Source organism: Streptomyces sp. NPDC057445 (assembly GCF_042802855.1).
Taxonomy (GTDB): Bacteria; Actinomycetota; Actinomycetes; order Streptomycetales; family Streptomycetaceae; genus Streptomyces.
Genome location: NZ_JBHVDH010000030.1, coordinates 43,850 through 67,164 on the forward strand (window position 1 = coordinate 43,850; position 23,315 = coordinate 67,164).

Here is a 23,315-nt window from a genome sequence, read left to right on the forward strand (position 1 = left end):
GCCCTCGCCGGACCTGCAGAGTTCCGGCGCGCTCCGGGCGGGCGGCACGTCAGCAGAACGCCCCCGGGCACACGCCTCCGGCGCCACCTCCTCGGGCGTCGACGACATGCCCCGGCCCGCCGATGACACCACACGCGGCCCGGCGGCCGGGAACGTCGGGATCCGCGGGGACGGCACGGCCGCGCCCACCGGTCCGACCCCGGACCCGGGCACGGCAGCCGGGACCACGGCCGCCCGGGGAGCCGTCGGCACCGACCCGCAGGGCTGTGGGGCCACCCAGGCCGCACCCCTCGCCCGCGGCCGGGTCACGGCAACGGCGACGGCGACCGAAGAGGCCGCCGCGGGCACCGACACGGGGACATCGGCCTCCGGCAGGACCCGGGGCAGCGCAGCGACGGGCCCGGAGCAGCAGCGTGGGACCGCCGCCGCACGCGGCGCCGGGGCCGGGGCCACAGGAACGGGCAACGGGAGCGGCGCGCGCGGCACGCTCACCGTCGGCGCCGCTCGGGCCGGTGCGCTGCTCGAGCGGCAGCTGACGCTCGGGCGGACACGGGCGCACTCCGCCGCACTGCAGGCCCTCGGCTCTTCGCGGTTCCACGCCGTCGCCGACGCCGTCGCGCTGCTCGCCTCCGAGGTACCGCTCGCCCCGTCCGCCGCCGCGCCCGTCGGCGTACTCGACGTACACGCGGAGACCGCCCGGCGCAGGCTGCTGGACGCCGTCGCCGCCCTGCCGCTGGCCCGCGCCGCGCATCCGTACAACGCCGACGCGCTGGTCCACGGCCTGGCCACCACATCGGCCGGCGAGGCGCAGGACGCCCCCTGGCACCAGGTGAGGCTGCTGCTCCGGCTGCACCGGTACGCCCAGGAGGTCGCGGCCTCCGGCACGGACCCGCTGCTGACCGTCGCCGGCCGCGCCCTGGACCAGCACCGGGACGCCGCCGAGGCTGCTGCCGCCGCCGCGGCCGCCGCCCGTACGCCTCGTATCGCCCCCGCCACGGCCTACGCCCTCGGTGTCCTCCACGCCGACCAGCGCCACGAGGTCGAGGCCGCCCGTTTCGCCTTCCACCAGGTCTGGCAGGGCGTCTCCAGGGACAGCGAGGCGGTGGCCGCGCCATGAGCACGCCGGGGACCGGCAGCACCGTACGCGCCGCCGGCTGCGTCCTGTGGCGGCGCTCCCACCAGGGCGGCACTCCGCACGGCAACGCCGGCGAAGGCGGCATCGAGATCTGTCTCGTCCACCGGCCCCGCTACGACGACTGGTCCCACCCCAAGGGCAAGCTGAAGCGCGGCGAGGACCCCCTGACCGGCGCCTTGCGCGAGGTCCTGGAGGAGACCGGACACCGCGCCACCCCCGGTCCGCGCCTCCCCACGGTCCACTACCTCGCGAACGGCCGTCCCAAGGAGGTCACCTACTGGGCCGCCGAGGCGGAGGCCCACGGCGACTTCACTCCGAGCAACGAGGTCGACCGCATCGTCTGGCTGCCCCCCGCCTCCGCCAAAGCCCGGCTCACCCAGCCCCGCGACCGCCATCTCGTGGACGCACTCATCTCAGAACTCGGGACAATCGGTACACTCGGCATACATTGATGCGAATCGGGTGTTTCAAACGGCGTGAGAACGGGCAACCCGTGGCGGATGTCGCTTAATACCCCCCATAACACCCCCATACTCCCCCTACACCCGAGAACTTCCCCGCCTAACAGGGTTCACCTTCCGTTCACTCCCCTCCGTCGGCGGCTTCACCTGATCTGCCTAATTTCGGGCTTACAAGGTGACCGGCACACGCCGCATCACCCACCCCGACGCGCGCCGCCGTACTACGTCGAAACGAGACGACGTCCCCCGACCGGCGCTCCTGGAAGGAACACCCGAAAAGTGAAGCTTCAGCGCAACAACGGGCTTCGCGCCACCGCGCTTGCTGCCCTCGCGGTCTCCGGCGCCCTGGTCCTCACGGCGTGCGGCTCGGACAACAACACCGGCGACACCACCGGCGGCTCCGGCGACAAGACCAACGCCGCCTCCAACATCAAGTGCGACGGCGCCAAGGGCCAGCTGATGGCGTCCGGCTCCAGCGCGCAGAAGAACGCCATGGATGTCTGGGTCAAGAACTACATGGCCGCGTGCCCGGGCGTGGAGATCAACTACAAGGCTTCCTCCTCCGGTGAGGGCATCGTCGCCTTCAACCAGGGCAGGGTCGGTTTCGCCGGCTCCGACTCGGCGCTCAAGCCCGACGAGGTCGCCGACTCCAAGAAGATGTGCAAGGGCGGCCAGGGCGTCAACATGCCCATGGTCGGTGGCCCGATCGCCATCGGCTACAACCTGCCGGGCGTGGAGAACCTCGTCCTCGACGCTCCCACCCTCGCCAAGATCTTCGACACGAAGATCAAGAAGTGGAACGACAAGGAGATCGCCAAGCTCAACCCGGGCGCCACGCTCCCGGACAAGGCGATCCAGCCGTACCACCGCTCCGAGGACTCCGGCACCACCCAGAACCTCGGCAAGTACCTCTCCAAGGCCGCTTCGAACGACTGGAAGTACGAGCCCGAGAAGAAGTGGCCCGCCCCCGGCGGCCAGGCTGCTTCCGGCTCCTCCGGCCTCGCGGCCCAGGTGAAGTCGGTCGAGGGCTCCATCGGTTACTTCGAGCTGTCCTACGCCACCTCGCAGTCCATCCCGACCGTCGACATCAACACCGGCGCCTCCGCCCCGGTGAAGGCGACCTCCGAGAACGCCTCGAAGGCCATTGCCGCCGCCAAGATCGAGGGCACCGGCAAGGACCTCGCCCTGAAGCTCGACTACACCACCAAGGCCGACGGCGCCTACCCGATCGTCCTGGTGACCTACGAGGTCGCCTGCGACAAGGGCAACAAGGCCGAGACCCTGGGTACGGTCAAGTCGTTCCTCGGCTACACCGCCTCCGAAGAGGGCCAGAAGGTCCTGACCGAGGCCGGCTACGCCCCGATCCCTGCCGAGATCATCGCCAAGGTCCGCGAGACGGTCAGCAGCCTCTCGTAAGACCCTGCATCCCGTCGGTGACGGCCGGCCCGGCGAACCTGTCCGGGCCGGCCTCAGCCGACACCATCCGGTGCACCGCCGCCAGGGGACCGCAACCGCGGAATCGCCCCCACACAGACCGGAAAGATCATGGCTTCCACCACACCCATAGAGACACCACCAGCCGGGCCCGCCGCCTCGCGCCGGGCCACATCCACGGGCCGCGCGGGCGACAAGGTCTTCCTGGGCCTCTCACGTGGCTCGGGCATTCTGCTGCTCGTGATCATGGCGTCGATCGCCGTGTTCCTCAGCTACCGCTCGATGCTCGCGATCTCCCAGGACGAGGGCAACTTCTTCACCACCTTCGACTGGAACCCGGCGGGCGACCCGCCGGTCTTCGGCATCGCCGTCCTGCTCTTCGGCACGATCGTCAGCTCGATCATCGCGATGGCCATCGCGGTTCCGATCGCTGTCGGTATCGCGCTCTTCATCTCCCACTACGCGCCGCGCAAGGTCGCCGCGCCCCTCGCCTACGTGGTCGACCTGCTGGCCGCCGTGCCGTCGATCATCTACGGCATCTGGGGCGCCCTCTTCCTGGTCCCGTACCTGGAAGGGCTGAACCTCTGGCTCGACGAGTACATGGGCTGGACGTACGTCTTCGACAAGACCGAGGTCGGCGTCCCCCGCTCGCTGTTCACCGTGGGCATCCTGCTGGCGATCATGGTCCTTCCGATCGTCACCAGCGTGAGCCGTGAGGTCTTCCTCCAGGTCCCGCGGATGAACGAGGAGGCCGCGCTCGCGCTCGGCGCCACCCGCTGGGAAGTCATCCGCATGTCGGTGCTCCCCTTCGGCCGCTCCGGAGTCATCTCCGCCTCGATGCTCGGCCTCGGCCGCGCGCTCGGCGAGACGATGGCCGTCGCGACGGTGCTCTCCCCGAGCTTTCTCGTCTCGCTCCACATCCTGGACCCGGGCGGCGGTACGTTCGCCCAGAACATCGCGGCGAAGTTCGACGAGGCCAATGAGCTCGGGCGCGACGCCCTGATCGCCTCCGGCCTGGTCCTCTTCGTCCTCACCCTGCTGGTCAACGGCGCAGCTCGCATGATCATCGCGCGCCGCAAGGAGTACTCGGGGGCGAACGCCTGATGAGCCACACCGCCATAAAGGACGCCCGTCCCGCCGCGCCCGCCCGGGACTCCCTGAGCCGCCGCGGGCTTCCCCGCTGGGCCCAGCCTGTCTTCGCCGTCGTCTCGATCGCGCTCGGCATCGCCATCGGCGTCGCCGCCGGCTGGCAGAGCCGTGTGCAGTGGGGCCTCATCTCCGCGCTGCTGTTCGTGGTCATCTCGTACGTCACCACGTCGGTCGTCGAGAACCGCCGCCAGGCCAAGGACCGCCTCGCCACCAGCGTCGTCTGGGTGTGCTTCGTCCTCGCCGTGATCCCGTTGCTCTCGCTGATCTGGGTCACCGTCAGCCGCGGTGTGAAGGCCCTCAACGGCTACTTCCTCACCCACTCGATGGCCGGTGTCCCCGGCTTCGAGACGGGCGGCGGTGTGTACCACGCGCTGGTCGGCACGCTGGAGCAGGTCGGCCTCGCGGCCCTGATCTCCGTTCCGATCGGTCTGCTGACGGCCGTCTACCTCGTCGAGTACGGCAAGGGCGCGCTCGCCAAGGCCGTGACCTTCTTCGTGGACGTCATGACGGGTATCCCGTCGATCGTGGCGGGTCTGTTCATCCTCTCGATCATGCTGATCGCCGATCTGCAGCCGTCCGGGTTCATGGGCGCCCTCGCCCTGACGATCCTGATGATCCCGGTCGTGGTCCGCTCCACCGAGGAGATGCTCAAGCTCGTCCCGAACGAGCTGCGCGAGGCCTCACTCGCCCTCGGCGTCCCGAAGTACCGGACGATCCTGAAGGTCGTCATCCCGACCGCCGTCGGCGGCATCTCCACCGGTGTGATGCTCGCGGTCGCCCGTATCGCCGGTGAGACCGCCCCGATCATGCTGCTCGTCTTCGGCAGCCAGCTGATCAACACCAACCCGTTCGAAGGCGCCCAGTCCTCGCTCCCCTTCTACATCTGGGAGCAGTACCGGGTCGGCAGCGAGGCGTCGTACGACCGCGCCTGGTCCGCCGCCCTCGTACTGATCGCCTTCGTCATGCTCCTCAACCTGGTGGCCCGCGGCATCGCCCGCTGGAAGGCCCCGAAGACCGGCCGCTAAGCGTCCATCGCGGCAGCCGCCCCCGGGCGGCGAAAGGAAGTGAATTTAATGGCCAAGCGAATCGACGTCAGCGGCCTCTCTGCCTTCTACGGCTCCCACAAGGCCATCGAGGACATCTCGATGACCGTGGAGCCCCGCTCGGTGACGGCCTTCATCGGCCCCTCCGGCTGCGGAAAGTCCACGTTCCTGCGCACCCTGAACCGTATGCACGAGGTCACCCCCGGCGGCCGCGTCGAGGGCAAGGTGATGCTGGACGACGAGAACCTGTACGGCTCCGGCGTCGACCCGGTCGCGGTGCGCCGCACGGTCGGCATGGTGTTCCAGCGCCCGAACCCGTTCCCGACCATGTCGATCTTCGACAATGTCGCGGCAGGTCTGAAGCTCAACGGCAAGTACAACAAGCGCCAGCTGTCCGACGTCGTCGAGCGGTCCCTCAAGGGCGCGAACCTCTGGAACGAGGTGAAGGACCGCCTCAACAAGCCGGGCTCCGGCCTGTCCGGCGGCCAGCAGCAGCGGCTGTGCATCGCCCGCGCGATCGCGGTCGAGCCGGACGTCCTGCTGATGGACGAGCCCTGCTCCGCCCTGGACCCGATCTCGACCCTCGCGATCGAGGACCTGATCGGTGAGCTCAAGGAGCGCTTCACGATCGTCATCGTGACGCACAACATGCAGCAGGCGGCGCGTGTCTCCGACCGTACGGCCTTCTTCAACCTGTCGGCGGTCGGCCAGCCCGGCCGGCTGATCGAGATAGACGAGACGGAGCGGATCTTCTCCAACCCGTCCGTCCAGGCCACAGAGGACTACATCTCGGGCCGCTTCGGCTGAGCCGCCTCCCCCCTGACAGCCCTGCGGTGCTGCATGGCGGTGCCACCGCAAGGCGAAGGGTCGGCCCCCTCTCATACGAGAGGGGGCCGACACGTTTCCCCCGGCGGGGGTGCGTCAGGGGCTGGTTGTGCGGTGCCGCCCGCCGCCATGAGCGCGGGCGGGGTGCCCGTCCTCGAACTCCCCCGGGCTCCGTCCGGAGGGACCCCGACAGACGGGTTCTCGGAGGTGCTCCGCACCGTGCGGGGCCGAGCCGGTGCGGGCCTTCCGGGGTCACCGCCGGAGTGGGCGTCACCTGACCGCGGCCGGGAGCGAGGCCGGGGCGGGGCCGTGCGGGATCGGTCCGGAAGGGGCAGGCAGTGTGCCGGGACGGCCGGGTCCGGGGCGGGCTCTCGCCCCGAGGAGCCGAGCACCAGGTGGGGCCCCTGAGCCCGTCCGGCGATTGAGGACGGACACACCGGGCGCCGCGCGGTACCGGGCGACCACGGGCGGCCCTGCCCCCCACGCGAACGTCAGCCGAACGCCAGGTTCACGACCCAGAAGCTGAACGCCGCCACCACCGCCGCCGCCGGCATCGTGATGAACCAGCCCATGACGATGTTCTTCGCCACACCCCACCGCACCGCGTTCACCCGCTTCGTCGCGCCCACGCCCATGATCGCCGAGGTGATCACATGCGTGGTCGAGATCGGCGCGTGGAAGAGGAACGCCGACCCGAACATGATCGACGCACCCGTCGTCTCCGCGGCGAATCCCTGCGGCGGATCCAGCTCGATGATCTTCCGGCCGAGCGTCCGCATGATGCGCCAGCCGCCCGCGTACGTACCCAGCGACAGCATCAGCGCGCACACGATCTTGACCCACACCGGGATCGGGTCCCCGAAGTCCTCGACATCCGCGATGACCAGGGCCATCACCACGATGCCCATCGTCTTCTGGGCGTCCTGGAGACCATGGCCGAGCGCCATGCCTGCCGCCGAGACGGTCTGGGCGATACGGAAGCCGCGCTTGGCCTTGGCCGGGTTGGACTTCCGGAAGCGCCACATGATCGCGCACATCACCAGATAACCCACGACCAGGCCGACGATCGGTGACACGAACATCGGGATGATCACCTTGTCGAGCACCCCGGTCCAGATGACCTCGGTACCTCCCGCCAGCGCCGCGCCCACCATGCCGCCGAACAGCGCGTGCGAGGACGACGAGGGCAGACCGAAGTACCAGGTGATCAGGTTCCAGATGATCGCGCCGACCAGCGCGGCGAAGAGGATGCCCATGCCCCGGTCGCCCTTGGGCGTCTCGATCAGGCCCTCGCTGACGGTCTTGGCGACCCCACTGCCGAAGAACGCACCGGCGAGGTTCATCACCGCGGCCATCGCCAGTGCCGCCCGCGGGGTCAGCGCACGCGTGGACACGGAGGTCGCGATCGCGTTGGCGGAGTCGTGGAAGCCGTTCGTATACGTGAAAAAGAGCGCGACCCCGATGGTCACGACCAGCGCAAGCGTGTCCACGAAGCCTCAGGACTCCTTGACCGCGATGGTCTCCACCGTGTTGGCCACGTGCTCGAACGCGTCGGCGGCTTCCTCCAGCACATCCACGATCTGCTTGAGCTTGAGCACCTCGATGGCGTCGTACTTGCCGTTGAAGAGATGGGCGAGGAGCTTGCGGTGGATCTGGTCCGCCTGGTTCTCGAGCCGGTTGACCTCGATCCAGTACTCGGTGAGGTTGTCCATCGTCCGCAGGTGCGGCATGGCCTCCGCCGTCAGCTCGGCCGCCCGCGCCAGCACCTCGATCTGCTGCTCGACGCCCTTCGGCAGTTCCTCGACGTTGTAGAGGACGACCAGGTCGACGGCCTCCTCCATGAAGTCCATGATGTCGTCCAGCGACGAGGCGAGGGAGTAGATGTCCTCACGGTCGAAGGGCGTGATGAACGACGAGTTCAGCTGATGGAAGATCGCATGGGTGGCGTCGTCCCCGGCGTGCTCCGCTGCCCGCATCCGTTCCGCGATCTCGGCCCGGCCAGGACCGTCCGCCCCGAGCAGTTCCATCAGGAGCTTCGAGCCCGTGACGATGTTGTCCGCGGACGCGGCGAACATGTCGTAGAAGCTCGTCTCCCTGGGGGTCAGACGAAATCGCACGTGGGGTCCTCGGGGTGCTGGGTTTCGGTCAGGCTGATGCTAGGCGCATCATTCGGCCACGGCTAACCGGCGTCCCTTCAGTGTCGCCCATGGGGCACAGTGATCAGCACAGGGCCCTGCCGCAACCGTCAGGGATCGGTACCATATACCCACGAGGGGTATACCGGACAGGGCTGCGGGCCATGCGACCGGACCACGGATCACGGGAGGACGCGATGACGACCACGGACACGGCCACGGAGGCTGCGGACGGCCTCCCGGTATCGGACCACGACCGAGGTGTGCACGGCTACCACAAGCAGAAGGACGAGCACCTCAAGCGGCTGCGCCGGATCGAGGGCCAGATCCGCGGACTGCAGCGCATGGTCGACGAGGACACGTACTGCATCGACATACTCACGCAGGTCTCCGCCTCCACCAAGGCCCTCCAGTCCTTCGCGCTCCAGCTGCTGGAAGAGCATCTGCGCCACTGCGTCGCGGACGCGGCGCTCAAGGGCGGTGACGAGATCGACGCGAAGGTCGAAGAGGCGACGAAGGCGATCGCCCGCATGATGCGGACCTGAGCGGGGGCACGGCCACGGCAGGCGCCCCCGCGTTCAGCCGCTCTCGGGCACCGTCACGCTGGTCACATTGAGCACCTCGTCGATACGGTCGGCGCTGAGCCGCTCCCCGTCCGCGGCGGACGCCGCGATCATCAACTCACCGCACAGCTCGATCTCGGCGAGGGCCACGTGGTCCTGGACCGTCGGCGTACTGGGCGGAGCCACGTGCTTTCACCTCTTCCGGCCGGTGTCGACTTCCTAGCGTAGGGAGCGGGACACGCACCACGCATGGCACGTCCGGACCATTTAGCGACAGCCCGTCTACCTAGACGCGGATCTTCCCGGCGTAGATGTCCCGGTGTGCGGGCAGCTGGACGAGCACGGGCACGCCGAACTCGTAGAGCAGAGTCGTCGACGCGACGTCGACGATGCGGCCCTGATTGGCGAAGCTGAACTGATGGCGCACCTTCCGCAGCCTCCCCGCGTCGTCGAGATACGCGTCGAACGGCACCGTGTCCCGGGCGAACCCTTTCGCCGCCGCGGCCAGTGCGCCGCGGGCCCGCGGTGACGCCACCTTCGCGGCGTAGGCGATGTCCGTGGTGCCGCGGTAGTGGGTGACCTTGACGCCCGCGAGATCCTCTCGCCCCACATACCTCACCGTCCGTGTCCCGCGCAGCAGTTCGGCGGCGGCGGCCGGGTCCGTCGCGCCGCCCGTGACCAGATTGCCGTCCTTGAGGGTCGTCGTGTCGACCCGGACCCATTTGTCGGCGGGGACGCCCGCGCCGCGGTCCTTCATATAGAGGGCGCCGGGCGAGAGCAGTTCGGTGATCGGCCGGTGCTCGGCCGTGCCCGCGGGGTCCTTCGGCAGCATGACGCGCAGGCGGCCCATGCTGCGGCGGAAGTCGTAGTGGCCCTCGCCGCGGATGGTGACCCTGGTCCCGCCGGCCGCCATCTCCATCGAGGTGCGGGCCTTGGACGTCCCGGCGCCGGCGAGCGCGTCGGCCGCGTTGCGCACCGAGGCGACGGAACTCCCGGTGGGCCGGGCATCGGCCACGGCGTTCCCGCCCGGGGAACACCCCGCGCTCGCGGCCACCGCCACCCCCACACCGACCACGGAGGCGACGGCGCACACCCCGCCCCAGAGCCTGTGCTGCTGCACCACCATCGCCGCCATCCCCTTCCTGGACCCACCCGTCCCGGATAACGACGCTGCCCGGCGCGCCGTCACGGCAAGTACCGTGGTGTCGTGGAGCGGCAACATCACACGAGGACGACCGAACGTGGAGCCTTCTGTCTCGCCAGCTGCAGCTGTGGCTGGAAGGGACCTGCGCGCCGCTCCCGCGAACGCGCGCGCACGGATGCGCAGTCGCACGAGACGAACCCGCTGTCCGAGCCCTGAGGCCGGGACGAACCGGCCGGCCAGTGGGCCGGCCACGGCCACGGAAGGGGTCAGCGGGCCGGGTTGACGGCTTCCGGCCCCCGGGCCGGACGGACGGACGCTCCCCGGGGCCCGGACAGGCGTACCCCCGCGCCCCCTGGGCACGGAAGTGCCGGGGCGGATGCCCCTCCACGGCACGGAAGTACCAGGCGGGTGCCGGACTACGCCGCGAGGTCCCTCTCGCCCGGTCCCGCGCCCTGCCGGGGCTCCGCCAGGTCCAGCGTCCCGTGCGGCGCCTGTGCCTGCTCCAGCGCCGCCGCACGCCTGGACCGTACGAGCCACCCCGCCCGCCCCGACCGGGCGACCGCGGAGACCAGAGGGGTCAGCAGGGCCAGCGCCAGGGGCGCGAACAGAAGCGTCACGGCCGTGCCGAGCGCGAAGCCGCCGACCACGTCCGTCGGGTAGTGGACGCCCATGTAGACCCGGCAGAAGCCCTCGGCCAGCGCGAGTCCGATCGCCGCCAGCCCGAAGTACCGGTGTGCGACGAAGAGTCCGACGCCCAGTGCCATCGCCAGGGTCGCGTGGTCGCTCACGAACGAGAAGTCGGTCTTCCCGGCGACGAGTACCTCGATCCCCTCATGGTCCAGGAAGGGCCGCCGCCGCTCCACGAACCCCCGGATCGGGACGTTCACCAGCAGGGCGACACCGGCCGCGAGAGGCGCCCAGACCAGCGCGGCCAGCGCCGCGACCGACTCCTCCTCCGTGCTTCCGCGCCGGACGCTCCACCAGCACCAGAGCACCAGGAGGACCGTCGCGAGCAGGATGCCGTACTCACCGACGAACCCCATGACGCGGTCGAACCACGGCGGCGCGGACCGGGCCAGCCCGTTGATGTCGTGGAGCAGGCTGACATCGGGGTTCACGCCTTCACGTGCGAGTCCAGCCATCTGCCGCGGCCCCTTGCCTGCCTTGTCGCCTTCTGCCGCGCACGACGATGTGCGCCGCTCCTGTCGTTCCCCCGTGGTCGGTGCGGTCCGTACGTACTGCTCCGCTCCAGGGAACGCCCCGTCCCGCGGGTCCGTTCCACTCTCCACGGAACGATCACCATGACGTTATCGAAGAGTGATGCATCGTCGCAGCTCACGGCCCTGGCTTAACGCAGAGTTCCGGCCACGGCCGACACGACGTCAGTTCCCCTTCACGCCTTCGGACGGGCCGTCGGCAGCGCCGCCGCCCCGTCCTCCGTCACCCTCGTCGCCCCGAAGTAGTCGGGTGTGTCGATCTTGTCGAAGCGGATCACCGCTCCCGTGTAGGGCGCGTTGATCATGTACCCGCCGCCGACGTAGAGCCCGACGTGCCGGATCGCCCGCGAGTTGGTCAGGTCGTCCGAGAAGAACACCAGGTCTCCGGGGAGGAGCTCGTCCCGCGAGGGATGCGGCCCGGCGTTGTACTGGTCGTTCGCGACGCGCGGCAGTTCGATCCCGACGGTCCGGTACGCCGCTTGTGTGAGCCCGGAGCAGTCGAAGCGCCCGCCCTGGTCCGGCGTCCCGTTCCCGCCCCACAGATACGGGGTCCCGAGCTTCTGCTGCGCGAAGTAGATGGCCCCGGCCGCCTGCCGCGACGGAGCGACCCGCCCGACCGGCCGCGCGAAGCTCTTCTCCAGGGTGCGGATGACTTTGACGTAGTTCCGCGTCTCGCGGATGGCCGGCACCCCTCCCGCCTTGATCACGCGATACGCCCCGGCGTTGTAGGCGGCGAGCATGTTGTCCGTCGGATCGCCCGGCACCTTCTTGACGTATCCGGCCAATTCGCAGTCGTAGGAGGCGGCGGAAGGAATCGCATCGGCCGGGTCCCAGATGTCCCGGTCCCCGTCCTTGTCCCCGTCGATGCCATGCGTCGCCCATGTGCCGGGGATGAACTGTGCGATGCCCCGGGCGTCGGCGTGGCTGACGACATCCGGGTCCCAGCCGCTCTCCTGGTACAACTGGGCCGCCAGAAGAGCGGGATTGATCGCGGGACAGAGATTGCCCCACGTCTGCACCAGCGATTGGTACCGGGCAGGAACTGCGCCCTTGGCGAGCGCGACAGGCCGCCCGCTCCCGTTCGTCCCCATGAGCCCGGCCGCCGCCGAGAAGGTCCCGACGACGAGCAGCGTGACGAAGCTCAGGCAGAACCCGATCCCGGTTCCGGTGACCACCCAGACTTTACGCATCCTTCAACCCTCCCCCATTCGCGCCGAATTCAGTGTCTACTCGCCGACAAACCCCGCACACATGATGCTCGCGTACTCCTTCGGACCGGTGACGTGCGGGTACTGCACCGTCCAGTTGCCGGGGTCGGCGGAGAGCGGGAGTCACAGGCCCTCAACGGGCCGCCTGCGCGGTTGACCGACTTGTGATCAAGATCGCGAAGGTTCGCCCCCTGCCGCCTCCGGCCCGTATCGACCGGCTTCCGGAGCAGCTCGGCCGACCCTGGCCCCTCCGGGTTACCCGCAGGTAGCGTGAGCTGTACACCTGTCAGCGAGGGAGAGGCGGCCCGTCATGGCGGAACCCGAGGCGTTCTTCGAGCGGATCTCCGAGAACCGCTTCGCGCCCACCGAGCACACCCGCGGCCCGTGGGACGCCGCCTCCCAGCACGCCGGACCGCCCGCCGCGCTGCTGGGGCGGGCGCTGGAGGACCGGCCGGGGGCCCGTGCGGACACGCGGCTGACACGCGTCACGTACGAGATCGTCCGCCCGGTGCCGATCCGTCCGCTGGAAGTGACCACGAGCGTCCTGCGCACCGGCCGCAACGTCGAGGTCGTCGAGGCCGCCCTCGCACCGGAGGGCGGGGCACCCGTGATGCTCGCGAGGGCTCTCCGTGTCCGCACCCTGGAGGAGCCCGGCCCCGCCGTGGCTCCCGGGCCGCAGGTGCCCTCGCCCGGGGAGACCGCCGACACTCCCTTCTTCGCCGTGCCGTGGGACGTCGGCTACCACACCTCCATGGACACCCGCTTCACCGAGGGGACCTTCCAGGAGCAGGGCCCCGGCACCTGCTGGATGCGGATGAGAATGCCGCTCGTCGCCGGGGAAGAGGTCCGGCCGCTGGACCGCGTCCTGATCGCCGCCGATTCCGGCAACGGCATCAGCAACGTCCTCGACTTCAGCCGGCACGTCTTCATCAACGCCGACCTGACGGTCCATCTGCACCGTCACCCGGTGGGCGAATGGGTCTGCGTCGAGGCCCGTACGAGCGTCGACCCGGCCGGAATCGGCCTCGCGGACGCCCAACTGCACGACGAGAAGGGCCCGATCGGCCGGGGCGCACAGAGCCTCTTCGTCGCGCCTCGCTAGCACCTGCCCGCCCGGAACTCCGGGCCGCGCGCTGCCGGCGAGGCGTCGGCCGCGACCCGGTCACCGACCGACGCACGATCAGGAGCGGTTCGGCCAGGCGGATTCGGGCCAGGCATGCCCGGAGCGGAGGTTCGGCCGCGGAACCACTGCCCACCCCACCCCGGGTAAGTGGTCTGGACCTGCGGCCACTACTCTGTGTTACGCAGCCAGGAAGGCTGTGAACGAACCCCGCCGACGACCAACGGCGGGGCGAGCAACGCAGGAGAGCACATGGAGAACGTGGGGAACAAGGCCCGCCGCGCCGGCGATTTCGGGGGCACGGCAGCCGCGGTGATGGTCATCGCGCTGATGGCCGTGGCAGTCGGACTGCTCGGCCTGATGACCGTCCGGGCCTGAGGCTGTGACCCGGCGGGGCGGCGCCCAACTTACGCGCCGTCCCGCCGACCGCCGCCGTCCGGCCTCCGGCTCCGGCTCCGGCTCCGGCTCCGGCTCCGGCTCCGGCTCCGGCTCCGGCTCTTGAACGCTACGGCTTGCGTCCAACTCCCCCGTACATCGCGACTTCCTCCGGGTTCTGCGGCTCCCCCGCGTCCGGCCGCCAGCGGTTGCACGACACCAGGCCCGGCTCCAGCAGCTCCAGCCCGTCGAAGTACCGCACGATCCGCTCCGGCGTGCGCTGGGTCAGCCGGGGCGTGCCGTGCTCGTTCCAGAAGGCGACCGCCGCGTCGACATCCGGCATCGCAGGGCTGGTGATGGTGTGGGACAGGACCAGATGGCTCCCTGACGGCAACCCGTCCATCAGCCGGCGGACGAGACCGTACGACTCCTCGTCGTCCTCGACGAAGATGACCACCCCCAGCAGCATGAGCCCGACGGGCCTGCTCAGGTCGAGCGTCCGCCCCGCCTGCTCCAGGATCGCGTCGGCGTCGCGCAGATCTGCGTCGAGGTAGTCCGTCGCCCCCTCGGGCGAACTCTTCAGCAACGCCCGGGCGTGCGCGAGGACGAGCGGGTCGTTGTCGACGTAGACGATCCGCGCATCGGGGGCGAGGCGCTGGGCCACCTAGTGGGTGTTGTCGGCGCTCGGCAGGCCCGTACCGATGTCCAGGAACTGCCGGATCCCCGCCTCCGCGGCCAGCCAGCGGACGGAACGCCCGAGGAAGCGACGGTCGGCGAGCGCGTAGTCCCCGATCCCGGGGTGCAGCTTGCGGATCTGGTCACCCGCCTCCCGGTCGACGGGATAGTTGTCCTTGCCGCCGGTCCAGTAGTTCCAGATGCGGGCCGTGTGGGGGCGTGACGTGTCGATACGGGCGTGGTCCTGATCGTCGGCCATCTCGTCAACGTAGCCCAACCGACCCTGTCGGCCCAGGTGTTGGAATCAATCCTGTCCCCCTGGGCGCCACGCCCTCTCCGGCCCCGGTTTTTCGGGGGCCCTGGGTGCCCCAACGACAGTCATTGCCCGGAGTCACCCTGCGTGATACACAGAGTGACCATGCGCGTGCTCACACAGAACCGCTCCCTCACCGTCGCAGGTCAGCCGCGCCGGTTCGGTCATGTGTGCGGGGATCGGGTAAAGAGACGAGCCAAGTCGGCGCACGGGACCGGTTTCATCAGCGAAGATAGAGCGTGACCCATGCCGAGTGGCAAGGGCGTCGAACTACCCGACAGGGGCGGTGAGTTACATGATCCTGGCAGCCGAAAAGGGTGACATCACCACCATCATCGGTGGAATCGCCCCGAACTGGGGCCCTTTCGGAAGCCTCGGGAACGAGGCTCGCGTGATGATCGAGGTCGTGATGGCGGTCGCCATCCTGCTCTGTCTCGGCATCGCGATCTGGGGTGCGGCCAAGCAGCGCATCGGCGCGACGGCGCTGCGCGACACGTTCAGCGCGGAACAGGGCAAGGGCCTGATCGTGGCCGGGCTCACCGGAGTCTTCATCATCGGGTCCCTGGGGACACTCTTCACCATCGTGTACGGAATGGCCGTCTGACGTCCCTCCACCCGACCCCACCCGTCCCCGACACCATCCGCCCGTCGCACCCACCGGCAGAGGTTGCGTCCCCCTGATGTCGAGTCACCACACCGCGCCCGCGCGGACACCAGCACGGCTACCGTCGTACTACGGCCATGGCTACGGACACGGACACGGGCTCGGGTACGGCTACGGGCAAGACGGCCACGGCACGGCACCGCACACGGCTGAGGGGGCGTCCGCGGTATGAGCTTCGGCGACGAGAACGACGGCGTCGGGGGCACGGGGCAGACACGCACCCGCCTCCCGGAGACCGGCGGGAGCGGCGACGCGTACGGGGGCACGCGACGTCCCGTACGGACCTCGCGCTCCCTCGTCACGGTGGTGGGCGTCGTGGTCCTGCTGATCGCGGCGATCGCTTTCGTCAACCGCGGCGGTGGAACGGACTCCCCGGCATCCACCGGGAAGGAGCAGGGCCCGGCCCCCACGGCCGCGACGGGCGAGCGGCCCGTGACCGGCAAGAACGGGCAGATCCCGAAGGGGTACGCGCGGAACGAACAGGGGGCGCAGAGCGCGGCGGCGAACTATTCCGTGGCGCTCGTCTCCGCCGAGATCCTCAAGCCGGACAGTCGGGCCCGCATCGTGCGCCAACTCTTCGTCGCAGACAAAGTCGGGGAGCTCGAAACCAGCTTCGACCGGGCATACAGCGAGGAGTTCCTGAACAAGCTTGGGCTCGACGCCAAAGGCAACGCCGCAGAGGGGCTGACCTACGTTTCACGCACCGCTCCAGTCGGGACCAAGGTCACGAAGTACGCGGACACCTCAGCGTCCGTCGAGGTCTGGTGCACGGGCGTGTTCGGCACTGCAGGTGTCGGCTCCACCAATCCGGTGACCAACGACTGGTTCACCATGACGCTGAAACTGCGGTGGGTGGACGGGGACTGGAAGGTCGAGAGCTTCTCTCAGAAGGAAGGCCCTGCCCCAGTGAACGCCGACCGCAGGGCCTCCGATGCCGACCAGATCGCGAAAGCTGTCGAAGAGTTCGGAGGGTTCACCTATGCCCGGTAGCCCGCGCAGCGCGCTTCACGTATCCGGCACAGTGGCGGCAGTCCAAGCGGCAGTTTTGCTGCTTGCGACCCGCGCTCACGCCGCGCCGAGCCCGACACCGTCACCGTCACCGTCCAACAGGGACGACTGCGACCTGATCGTCGGCCCCGCGCGCGACTACTGCGAAAACGGCGCCGGCGGCGCCTCCCGTCGCGCCCCCGGCCTCGACGACCCCACCACCCCGCTCGACCCCCTCGCCTCCCTCGCCCGCGGCTGCGCCGACGCCGCCGTGGCGATAATCGACGCGCTCTCGAAGGCCGTGAAGTCCACCGCACAGGTGGACTTCACCAACGGCACCTTCCTCTCCCAGTACGCCGTCGTCTTCGCCGCCGCCACCTTCCTCACCCTCCTCCTCTGGCTGCTCGCGGTCGCCAAGCGCGCCATCCGTGGCGTACCGCTCATGACCGCCATGTCCGAGGCGGTCGGGTTCCTCTGGCTGACGGTCCTCGCCTCCGCCTTCACCCCGCTGATCCTCTACACGCTCGTCTCCGCGACCGACGCGATCACCGACGTCATCGCGCAGGGCACCGGTGGCCAGACGGACGCGTTCTTCGGGGGCTTCAAGGAAGCGCTCAAGAAGGGCAACGACATAGGCGGCGGGCCGATCATGCTGATCATCGTCTCGCTCGTGACGGTGCTCGCGGCCGGGGTGCTCTACCTGGAGCTCTTCCTCCGGGCGGTGCTGCTCTACGTCGGCGCGCTGCTCGGCGTCGTCGTGTACGCCGGGCTCGTCGACAAGAACCTCTGGGGGCATGTGCGCCGCTGGGCCGGAATCATGATCGCCGTGATCCTGGTCAAGCCGGTGATCATCATCGTGCTCGGCCTCGCCGGCGCACTCTCCGGCGACGACGGCCCGAAGGCGTTCTCCGCGGTCGTCACCGGCCTCGCGATCATCCTGCTCGCGATCTTCGCGTCGGCGATGATCTACCGCTTCGTGCCCGGGTTCGGCGACGAGATCGCCGCTTCCCGCAACAACCGCATCCAGAACAGCGCGGAGAACAAGGCCGCCGCCGTCATCAGCTCGCCCGCCGCCCTCGTCTCGCAGGGCATCAAGACCCACTCCAGCCGCAGCCATCAGCAGGGCGAGTCCTCCGGGAGCACCCCGCGGCCCGCGAGCCCCGTCGCGGGCGGTATGGCCGCGCACAGCTCCCGCGGCGGTGGGGCCGGCGGCGGCGCCGCGCCCGCGCCCCGTAGCGCAGGCAGCGGAAGCGGTCCGGGCACGGGCACGAGCACCCCCCACAGCAACCGCAAGAGCACAGGCACAGGAAGCACAGGAGGTGGAGGGCGTTGACGACGCAGTCCCAACCCATCGCGCCCCGCCGTACGTACCTCATCGGCCGGGCCAGGCCGAACGCGATCGTCGGCAAGAACCGCGAGTCCGGCGAGATCGCCCTGATCATCGCCGGCGCGTTCCTCGGCATGATGAGCGGCCTGCTGGTCCCCGTCCTGTCCCTGCGGATCGTACTGCTCATGGGCTTCCCGCTGATCGCGCTGGCCGCCGTGTACGTCCCGTACCGGCAGCGCACGTTCTACCGCTGGTTCGAGATCAACCGCAGCTACAAGCGCATCCTGCGCCAGGGCACGCTCTACCGCTCCACCGCCATGGAGGCCGGTACGCGCATCGACGGCCGTGAGATCGAGGTGGGTCCCCCGCCCGGCATCGGCCGGATCAACTGGCTCGCCGCGCCCTTCGGCCCGGACGAGATCGCCGTACTGCTGCACGCCGATCGCCGTACCGTCACCGCGGCCATCGAGATCGAGGGCCCCGGCGTCGGACTGCGCGACAGCGAGGACCAGGAAGCCCTGGTCGACCGCTTCGGCACCCTCCTCAAGCATGTGGCCAACGGCGACGGCTTCGTGACCCGCCTTCAGATGCTGGCACGCACCCTCCCCGCCGACCCCGATGCCCATGCCAAGGACGTCGCCCAGCGCGGCGACAGGTCCGCCCCCGCCTGGCTCCAGGACTCGTACGACCAGCTCCAGTCGATGGTCTCCACATCGAGCGAGCAGCACCGCGCCTACCTCGTCGCCTGCATGCACTACACCCGCGAACTGGCGGCGGAGGCCCACACCATGGCCCGCGCCGCCCGTCAGGCGTCCGGCACCAAGAAGCTCGACAAGGACGCGGGACTGGCCGTCGTCATGGCCCGCGAGCTCACCGACATCTGCGCCCGCCTCGCAGAGGCCGACATCCGCGTCCGCCAGCCGCTGGGACAGGGCCGCCTCGCGTCCCTGGTGCACTCCATGTACGACCCGGACCACCCCATCGACCACATCCAGGCGATGACGAAACGAAACACTTGGCCCGCCGAACTGGACGCGCTCGAGCCGACCTACCTCCAGGCCAAGACACGCGAGTCGTCCACCCGCGCCCCCTGGTGCCACGCCACCGCCTGGGTGAAGGAGTGGCCGATGACCCCCGTCGGCGTCAACTTCCTCGCCCCGCTCCTCGTCCACACGCCCGACGTGATCCGTACGGTCGCCGTCTGCATGGACCTCGAGCCCACCGAGGTCGCCATCGAGCGCATGCTGACCGAGAAGACGAACGACGAGGCCGAGGCGAGCCGCGCCGCCAAGATGAACCGCACGGTCGACCCGCGGGACATCGCCGCACACGGCAGGCTCGACCAGCGGGGTGAAGATCTCGCCAGCGGCGCGGCAGGCGTCAATCTCGTCGGGTACATCACTGTGTCGTCGCGTACGCCCGAGGCCCTGGCCAGGGACAAGCGCACGATCAGGGCCTCGGCGGGCAAGTCGTACCTGAAACTGGAGTGGTGCGACCGCGAGCACCACCGGGCCTTTGTGAACACGCTGCCGTTCGCGACCGGCATCCGCCGATAGGGGCCCTGATCCGATGCGAGATCCGCTGTCCGTCCTCACCGAATCCTTCACTGCCTTCCTCTTCGGGAAGGTCGAGACGACCCGCCTGCCCGTGCGTACGTCGACGGGCCAGGCCCAGGCCGTCTATCTGCCGACCGCGGCGCCGGGACTCGGCGACTCGGGCGTGATCATCGGGCGCGAGGTGTACAGCGGCAAGGGCTACATCTACGACCCCTTCCAGCTGTACGGGCAGCAGCTGCCGGCCCCGCACTGGCTGGTCCTCGGCGAGTCCGGCAACGGCAAGTCGGCGCTGGAGAAGACCTACGTGCTGCGCCAGCTGCGCTTCCGCGACCGGCAGGTGGTCGTGCTCGACGCGCAGGGCGAGGACGGGGTCGGCGAGTGGAACCTCATCGCCGAGGAGCTGGGCATCACTCCCATCCGCCTCGACCCGATGGCCGCGCTGGACGGCGGCATCCGCCTCAACCCGCTCGACCCCGCCATCACCACGACCGGCCAGCTGGCCCTGCTGCGCACGATCATCGAGGTGGCGATGGGGCACGGGCTCGACGAGCGGTCGGGCTTCGCCCTCAAGGTCGCGCACGCCTACGTCAACGAGATGGTCACCGACCGGCAGCCGGTCCTCACCGACATCGTCGAGCAACTGCGCCACCCCGAGCCGGAGTCGGCGGAGGCGATGAACGTCGACATAGACGACGTAAGGGCCTGGGGACTGGACGTCGCCCTCGTCCTGGACCGCCTCGTCGACGGTGACCTGCGGGGCATGTTCGACGGGCCGACCACGGTCGGGATCGACCTCGACGCACCGCTGATCGTCTTCGACCTCTCCCACATCGACCGGAACTCGATCGCGATGCCGATCCTGATGGCGATCGTGGGTGTCTGGCTCGAGCACACCTGGATCAGGCCCGACCGGAGGAAGCGGATCTTCCTCGTCGAGGAGGCCTGGCACATCATCAACAGCCCGTTCGTGGCGCAGCTCTTCCAACGGCTGCTCAAGTTCGGTCGCCGGCTCGGACTTTCCTTCGTCGCCGTCGTGCACCACTTGAGCGATGTGGTCGACGGGGCGGCGGCACGGGAGGCGGCGGCGATCCTGAAGATGGCCTCCACGAGGACGATCTACGCACAGAAGGCGGACGAGGCCCGGGCGACCGGCCGGGTGCTCGGCCTCCCCCGGTGGGCCGTGGAGATCATCCCCACCCTCACCCCAGGTATCGCGGTGTGGGACGTCAACGGCAATGTCCAGGTGGTCAAACACCTGATCACGGAGGCGGAACGGCCGCTCGTCTACACGGACAGGGCCATGACGGAATCCTCCGTTCCGGAGGACGTACGGGCGGCGGAGTGGGAGACGGAGCAACGCGCGGCTCTCATCGAGCAGCAGACACAGCGTCTGAACGAGTCGTCCGAGTCGACGGTGGCATGACATGCGGCGCGAACTGCCCGGACGTGATGTGCCACGAGACGGCCGGGGCACCGGCCAGGAAAGAGGCATCCCGGACGGGTTGCTGGTGGGCCTGCTGGGCTTTCTGCTCGGCCTGACGCTGCTGGTGTGGACGGCGACGGGCCTGGCCGGGATGTTCGCGCACGGGGCCTGGCCCCACGGGGTGACGTTCACGAGCACCCCGCTGGCCATGCGAAGCCTGGCCTCGCAGCCGCACGACCTGCCGACCGCCTGGCCGTCGACCCCGGCAGGACAGCTCTCCGGGTACGGGCTGTTCTGGGGCCTGCTGATCGGCGAACTGATGCTCCTGGTCGTGCTCACGGTCTTCGTACTGGGCACCCTGGCACGATGGCGTGCGGTACGGGCGAACCGGAAGTCCGCGATGACGTCCGGCCCGTACCGGCGCGCGGCCATGGCGGGGGCGAGCCCCGCGGCTCCGGCCGGACCAGCACCGACGGAGGCCGCGCGCGCGGGCCCAGCACACGCGGGCCCGGCACAGGCGGACGGGGACGCGGCGCAGGCGGACGGGGCAACGGACCTTTCTGAGACGCGGCAACTCGTGGTGTCGGCCCACGTCGCATCTCCGGTGGAGGCGAAGCCGCCCACGGCCGACGCCGCCTCCGACGCAGGGCTCCGGGCCTGTCCGGTCGCCGAGCCCACGGTCCCCGGCCCGCGCGGCCCCCGCGGTCCCTTCGTCGTCTACGGCAGCCCTCCCAACCGTCGGCCTTCCACCGTGCAGGCCATCCGGGACGCCGCTGGCCCCGCCCTGGTCGTCACGTCCGACCCCACCGTGTGGTCCGAGACGAAGGACGCCCGCGCGAAGCTCGGTCCGGTCCTGCTCTACGATCCCGGGCATCTGTGCGACACCCCGGCCCGCCTCCACTGGGTACCCACCGCCGGCTGTGAGGACGCCGACACCGCCGCCGCCCGCGCGGCCGCGCTCTTCGCCCCCGTCCGGCCGCCCGCCCGTCTCGACGCCGCCGTCGCCGACACCGCCGAAACGCTCCTGCGCTGCTGGCTGCACGCTGCCGCCGTGGACGGCCGCCCGTTCAAACAGCTCCACCGCTGGGCGCACGGCAACGGCGCTCATGAGCCGGTACGGATCCTCCGTGCGCATCCCAAAGCCGCCTCCGGCCTGGCCGGGCTCCTCGAGTCGGCCCTCACCTCCTATCCCGAACGCCGGGAGATGGCCCAGGAGCTGACGGCACGTACGCTGGCGTCGCTGGCGTCGGTCCATATCCGTGACGCCTGCACACCCAATCGAGCGGATTCGCTCGCCTTGGAATCATTCGTGGACGAGGGGGGCACCCTTTATGTGGTGGGTGAACCGATCGAGGACCCCCGCACCCGCCCGGGTGCGATGCCCTTGCTGACGGCCCTCTCCTCAAGCGTGGTCGAGCACGGCCGCCGCATGGCCGCACGGTCATCCGACGGTCGGCTCGACCCACCACTCACCCTGATCCTCGATGACGTCGCCGCCGTCGCCCCACTCCCCCGGGTCCCCGAGCTGCTGGCCTCGGGCCGGGACCAGGGCCTGCCCACCCTGGTCCTCCTCCGCTCCCAGGAGCAGGCCCGCGCCCGCTGGAAGGAACCCCTGCCGGATCCGCACTGACGCCGGCGCCCCCAGCACGGACCGGCCTCTGCTCGGGTCCCAGCCTGCTCGGGTGTCAGCTCTGCTCAGGTCTCAGCAGCTCGTACTCGTGCTCCTGTGCCGTCTCTTCTCCCGGCACGGGAGCAGTCGCGCCGCTCGCCACGAAGCCGAACCGGCGGTAGAAGGCAGCGGCACGGGAATTCCGCTCGTGCACATACAGCCGCACCCGCCGGATCGGGTCGCCGCCCAGTGCCCATGACCACTCGACGCCCGCACGGAACAGGGCGTCCGCCACCCCACTCCCGCGCGCCTCCGGACGTACGTACACGCCCACCAGATGCGTCTGGTCGGTCTTGGCCGCCTCACCGAAACGCACCTCGGAGTCCGGCCGCTCGACCAGCACCGAGATCGTCCCGGCCCAGCTTCCGTCCGGCGCTGCGGCGACGAACTGATGCGCCTCGTCCCCCGTGGCCCCCAGAGCACGCGCCTGCCAGAAGGAGTCGGGGCGGGCCGCGGCCTGCTCGTACGTCTCCAGGAAAGCGACGGGCGCGGCAGGATCCTGCAGGGCAGCCAGTCTGATCTCCCGGGCCTTGGCCCACTCGTCGGCGCGCAGGGCGCGTATCACGTATTCCATACCCCGATCCTCACCACTCCCGCCACCGCACGGCAACGGGATATCGGACGACCGGTGCCGCTGTGGCGACCGTCTCGTCGCCGACTCGTGCCGAGAACGCAGAAAAGCCCCGGACCATAAGGTCCGGGGCTTTCCTGGAATGGTTGTTCGGCGGTGTCCTACTCTCCCACAGGGTCCCCCCTGCAGTACCATCGGCGCTGAAAGGCTTAGCTTCCGGGTTCGGAATGTAACCGGGCGTTTCCCTAACGCTATGACCACCGAAACTCTATGAAGATGTGAACCCGGCCGACCGGCACACCCCTGGTGTGCGGTCTCGGC

General features: G+C 69.8%; 22 protein-coding genes, 1 rRNA gene and 1 pseudogene. 15 read left to right on the top strand and 9 right to left on the bottom strand.

The genetic code is table 11. The features are described 5' to 3' along the window. Positions 1 to 106 precede the first annotated feature (106 nt). The 6 genes from ACFU5O_RS34635 to pstB all read left to right on the top strand — a co-directional run bounded on the left by ACFU5O_RS34635 (position 107) and on the right by pstB (position 6,029). The gene (locus tag ACFU5O_RS34635; protein ID WP_384246518.1) at positions 107 to 1,117 is read left to right on the top strand and encodes a hypothetical protein; all 1,011 of its coding nucleotides are present in this window, start codon (positions 107 to 109) and stop codon (positions 1,115 to 1,117) included. Then, entirely contained in the window at positions 1,114 to 1,587 is a 474-nt protein-coding gene (locus tag ACFU5O_RS34640; RefSeq protein ID WP_384246488.1) for an NUDIX hydrolase, read from the top strand. The genes ACFU5O_RS34635 and ACFU5O_RS34640 overlap by 4 nt, the downstream gene beginning before the upstream one ends. 288 nt (positions 1,588 to 1,875) lie before the next feature. Continuing rightward, entirely contained in the window at positions 1,876 to 3,012 is a 1,137-nt protein-coding gene (pstS, locus tag ACFU5O_RS34645; protein WP_384246490.1) for a phosphate ABC transporter substrate-binding protein PstS, read from the top strand. Between the two features lie 129 nt (positions 3,013 to 3,141). Next, positions 3,142 to 4,134 carry a phosphate ABC transporter permease subunit PstC gene (gene pstC / locus ACFU5O_RS34650; protein WP_384246491.1) on the top strand — a complete coding sequence of 331 codons (993 nt, stop codon included), beginning with the start codon at positions 3,142 to 3,144 and terminating at the stop codon, positions 4,132 to 4,134. Further along, positions 4,134 to 5,204, top strand: a complete 1,071-nt coding sequence (pstA, locus tag ACFU5O_RS34655; RefSeq protein WP_384246493.1) for a phosphate ABC transporter permease PstA — start codon at positions 4,134 to 4,136, stop codon at positions 5,202 to 5,204. Before pstC ends, pstA begins: the two co-directional genes overlap by 1 nt. 48 nt (positions 5,205 to 5,252) lie before the next feature. Continuing rightward, positions 5,253 to 6,029 carry a phosphate ABC transporter ATP-binding protein PstB gene (gene pstB / locus ACFU5O_RS34660; RefSeq protein ID WP_384246494.1) on the top strand — a complete coding sequence of 259 codons (777 nt, stop codon included), beginning with the start codon at positions 5,253 to 5,255 and terminating at the stop codon, positions 6,027 to 6,029. Positions 6,030 to 6,538: 509 nt separating this feature from the next. Here pstB and ACFU5O_RS34665 read toward each other — a convergent pair. Both ACFU5O_RS34665 and ACFU5O_RS34670 read right to left on the bottom strand, forming a co-directional pair. Next, a complete protein-coding gene (locus tag ACFU5O_RS34665) occupies positions 6,539 to 7,537 on the bottom strand; it encodes an anion permease (protein WP_384246496.1) in 999 nt (332 codons plus the stop codon). 6 nt (positions 7,538 to 7,543) lie between these two features. Beyond that, a complete protein-coding gene (locus tag ACFU5O_RS34670) occupies positions 7,544 to 8,164 on the bottom strand; it encodes a DUF47 domain-containing protein (RefSeq protein ID WP_384246497.1) in 621 nt (206 codons plus the stop codon). A gap of 215 nt (positions 8,165 to 8,379) precedes the next feature. Between ACFU5O_RS34670 and ACFU5O_RS34675 the strand changes: the two genes are divergently transcribed. After that, positions 8,380 to 8,727, top strand: a complete 348-nt coding sequence (locus ACFU5O_RS34675; RefSeq protein ID WP_384246498.1) for a metal-sensitive transcriptional regulator — start codon at positions 8,380 to 8,382, stop codon at positions 8,725 to 8,727. Positions 8,728 to 8,760: 33 nt separating this feature from the next. Here ACFU5O_RS34675 and ACFU5O_RS34680 read toward each other — a convergent pair whose 3' ends face one another. From ACFU5O_RS34680 to ACFU5O_RS34695, 4 genes are all read right to left on the bottom strand, one after another. Further along, the gene (locus ACFU5O_RS34680; protein WP_384246499.1) at positions 8,761 to 8,931 is read right to left on the bottom strand and encodes a hypothetical protein; all 171 of its coding nucleotides are present in this window, start codon (positions 8,929 to 8,931) and stop codon (positions 8,761 to 8,763) included. Positions 8,932 to 9,031: 100 nt separating this feature from the next. Then, positions 9,032 to 9,871 carry a hypothetical protein gene (locus tag ACFU5O_RS34685; protein ID WP_384246501.1) on the bottom strand — a complete coding sequence of 280 codons (840 nt, stop codon included), beginning with the start codon at positions 9,869 to 9,871 and terminating at the stop codon, positions 9,032 to 9,034. 434 nt (positions 9,872 to 10,305) lie between these two features. Beyond that, positions 10,306 to 11,031 carry a phosphatase PAP2 family protein gene (locus ACFU5O_RS34690; protein WP_384246502.1) on the bottom strand — a complete coding sequence of 242 codons (726 nt, stop codon included), beginning with the start codon at positions 11,029 to 11,031 and terminating at the stop codon, positions 10,306 to 10,308. A gap of 251 nt (positions 11,032 to 11,282) precedes the next feature. After that, a complete protein-coding gene (locus ACFU5O_RS34695; RefSeq protein WP_384246504.1) occupies positions 11,283 to 12,296 on the bottom strand; it encodes an NlpC/P60 family protein in 1,014 nt (337 codons plus the stop codon). Positions 12,297 to 12,624: 328 nt separating this feature from the next. Here ACFU5O_RS34695 and ACFU5O_RS34700 point away from each other — a divergent pair, with 328 nt between their 5' ends. Together ACFU5O_RS34700 and ACFU5O_RS34705 are read left to right on the top strand one after the other, a co-directional pair. Beyond that, positions 12,625 to 13,416 carry a thioesterase family protein gene (locus ACFU5O_RS34700; protein WP_384246505.1) on the top strand — a complete coding sequence of 264 codons (792 nt, stop codon included), beginning with the start codon at positions 12,625 to 12,627 and terminating at the stop codon, positions 13,414 to 13,416. Between the two features lie 270 nt (positions 13,417 to 13,686). After that, positions 13,687 to 13,812, top strand: a complete 126-nt coding sequence (locus ACFU5O_RS34705; protein WP_384246506.1) for a hypothetical protein — start codon at positions 13,687 to 13,689, stop codon at positions 13,810 to 13,812. A gap of 127 nt (positions 13,813 to 13,939) precedes the next feature. Here ACFU5O_RS34705 and ACFU5O_RS34710 read toward each other — a convergent pair. Further along, positions 13,940 to 14,743, bottom strand: a pseudogene (locus ACFU5O_RS34710) (SAM-dependent methyltransferase). Positions 14,744 to 15,092: 349 nt separating this feature from the next. Between ACFU5O_RS34710 and ACFU5O_RS34715 the strand changes: the two are divergent. From ACFU5O_RS34715 to ACFU5O_RS34740, 6 genes are all read left to right on the top strand, one after another. After that, on the top strand, positions 15,093 to 15,401 hold the full coding sequence (locus tag ACFU5O_RS34715; protein WP_142217964.1) for a hypothetical protein: 309 nt from the start codon (positions 15,093 to 15,095) through the stop codon (positions 15,399 to 15,401). Positions 15,402 to 15,629: 228 nt separating this feature from the next. Beyond that, the gene (locus tag ACFU5O_RS34720) at positions 15,630 to 16,451 is read left to right on the top strand and encodes a hypothetical protein (protein ID WP_384246508.1); all 822 of its coding nucleotides are present in this window, start codon (positions 15,630 to 15,632) and stop codon (positions 16,449 to 16,451) included. Continuing rightward, positions 16,441 to 17,781: a hypothetical protein gene (locus ACFU5O_RS34725; protein ID WP_384246509.1), complete on the top strand. Its 1,341-nt coding sequence runs from the start codon at positions 16,441 to 16,443 to the stop codon at positions 17,779 to 17,781. Before ACFU5O_RS34720 ends, ACFU5O_RS34725 begins: the two co-directional genes overlap by 11 nt. After that, a complete protein-coding gene (locus tag ACFU5O_RS34730) occupies positions 17,778 to 19,331 on the top strand; it encodes an SCO6880 family protein (RefSeq protein ID WP_384246511.1) in 1,554 nt (517 codons plus the stop codon). Before ACFU5O_RS34725 ends, ACFU5O_RS34730 begins: the two co-directional genes overlap by 4 nt. Positions 19,332 to 19,344: 13 nt before the next feature. Further along, positions 19,345 to 20,754 (top strand): ATP-binding protein, encoded by a 1,410-nt coding sequence (locus ACFU5O_RS34735; protein ID WP_384246512.1) that lies wholly within the window; start codon positions 19,345 to 19,347, stop codon positions 20,752 to 20,754. Position 20,755: 1 nt separating this feature from the next. Next, positions 20,756 to 22,384 (top strand): type IV secretory system conjugative DNA transfer family protein, encoded by a 1,629-nt coding sequence (locus ACFU5O_RS34740; protein ID WP_384246513.1) that lies wholly within the window; start codon positions 20,756 to 20,758, stop codon positions 22,382 to 22,384. Positions 22,385 to 22,439: 55 nt separating this feature from the next. Here the strand turns inward: ACFU5O_RS34740 and ACFU5O_RS34745 are convergent, their stop codons facing one another. Together ACFU5O_RS34745 and rrf are read right to left on the bottom strand one after the other, a co-directional pair. Further along, positions 22,440 to 22,997, bottom strand: coding sequence for a GNAT family N-acetyltransferase (locus tag ACFU5O_RS34745; RefSeq protein ID WP_384246515.1), 558 nt, complete (start codon positions 22,995 to 22,997; stop codon positions 22,440 to 22,442). A 145-nt stretch (positions 22,998 to 23,142) separates the two neighbouring features. Next, a 5S ribosomal RNA gene (gene rrf / locus ACFU5O_RS34750) occupies positions 23,143 to 23,259 on the bottom strand. Between the last annotated feature and the right edge of the window lie 56 nt (positions 23,260 to 23,315).

What these genes read in the sequence shown, in the direction of transcription:
- pstA (WP_384246493.1), top strand. Translation starts at nt 4,134, where the DNA reads ATGAGCCACACCGCCATAAAGGACGCCCGTCCCGCCGCGCCCGCCCGG.
- ACFU5O_RS34685 (WP_384246501.1), bottom strand. Translation starts at nt 9,871, where the DNA reads ATGGTGGTGCAGCAGCACAGGCTCTGGGGCGGGGTGTGCGCCGTCGCC.
- ACFU5O_RS34725 (WP_384246509.1), top strand. Translation starts at nt 16,441, where the DNA reads ATGCCCGGTAGCCCGCGCAGCGCGCTTCACGTATCCGGCACAGTGGCG.
- ACFU5O_RS34740 (WP_384246513.1), top strand. Translation starts at nt 20,756, where the DNA reads ATGCGGCGCGAACTGCCCGGACGTGATGTGCCACGAGACGGCCGGGGC.
- ACFU5O_RS34700 (WP_384246505.1), top strand. Translation starts at nt 12,625, where the DNA reads ATGGCGGAACCCGAGGCGTTCTTCGAGCGGATCTCCGAGAACCGCTTC.
- pstB (WP_384246494.1), top strand. Translation starts at nt 5,253, where the DNA reads ATGGCCAAGCGAATCGACGTCAGCGGCCTCTCTGCCTTCTACGGCTCC.
- ACFU5O_RS34675 (WP_384246498.1), top strand. Translation starts at nt 8,380, where the DNA reads ATGACGACCACGGACACGGCCACGGAGGCTGCGGACGGCCTCCCGGTA.
- ACFU5O_RS34640 (WP_384246488.1), top strand. Translation starts at nt 1,114, where the DNA reads ATGAGCACGCCGGGGACCGGCAGCACCGTACGCGCCGCCGGCTGCGTC.
- ACFU5O_RS34715 (WP_142217964.1), top strand. Translation starts at nt 15,093, where the DNA reads ATGATCCTGGCAGCCGAAAAGGGTGACATCACCACCATCATCGGTGGA.
- ACFU5O_RS34695 (WP_384246504.1), bottom strand. Translation starts at nt 12,296, where the DNA reads ATGCGTAAAGTCTGGGTGGTCACCGGAACCGGGATCGGGTTCTGCCTG.
- ACFU5O_RS34745 (WP_384246515.1), bottom strand. Translation starts at nt 22,997, where the DNA reads ATGGAATACGTGATACGCGCCCTGCGCGCCGACGAGTGGGCCAAGGCC.
- ACFU5O_RS34720 (WP_384246508.1), top strand. Translation starts at nt 15,630, where the DNA reads ATGAGCTTCGGCGACGAGAACGACGGCGTCGGGGGCACGGGGCAGACA.
- ACFU5O_RS34690 (WP_384246502.1), bottom strand. Translation starts at nt 11,031, where the DNA reads ATGGCTGGACTCGCACGTGAAGGCGTGAACCCCGATGTCAGCCTGCTC.
- ACFU5O_RS34705 (WP_384246506.1), top strand. Translation starts at nt 13,687, where the DNA reads ATGGAGAACGTGGGGAACAAGGCCCGCCGCGCCGGCGATTTCGGGGGC.
- ACFU5O_RS34635 (WP_384246518.1), top strand. Translation starts at nt 107, where the DNA reads ATGCCCCGGCCCGCCGATGACACCACACGCGGCCCGGCGGCCGGGAAC.
- ACFU5O_RS34735 (WP_384246512.1), top strand. Translation starts at nt 19,345, where the DNA reads ATGCGAGATCCGCTGTCCGTCCTCACCGAATCCTTCACTGCCTTCCTC.
- pstC (WP_384246491.1), top strand. Translation starts at nt 3,142, where the DNA reads ATGGCTTCCACCACACCCATAGAGACACCACCAGCCGGGCCCGCCGCC.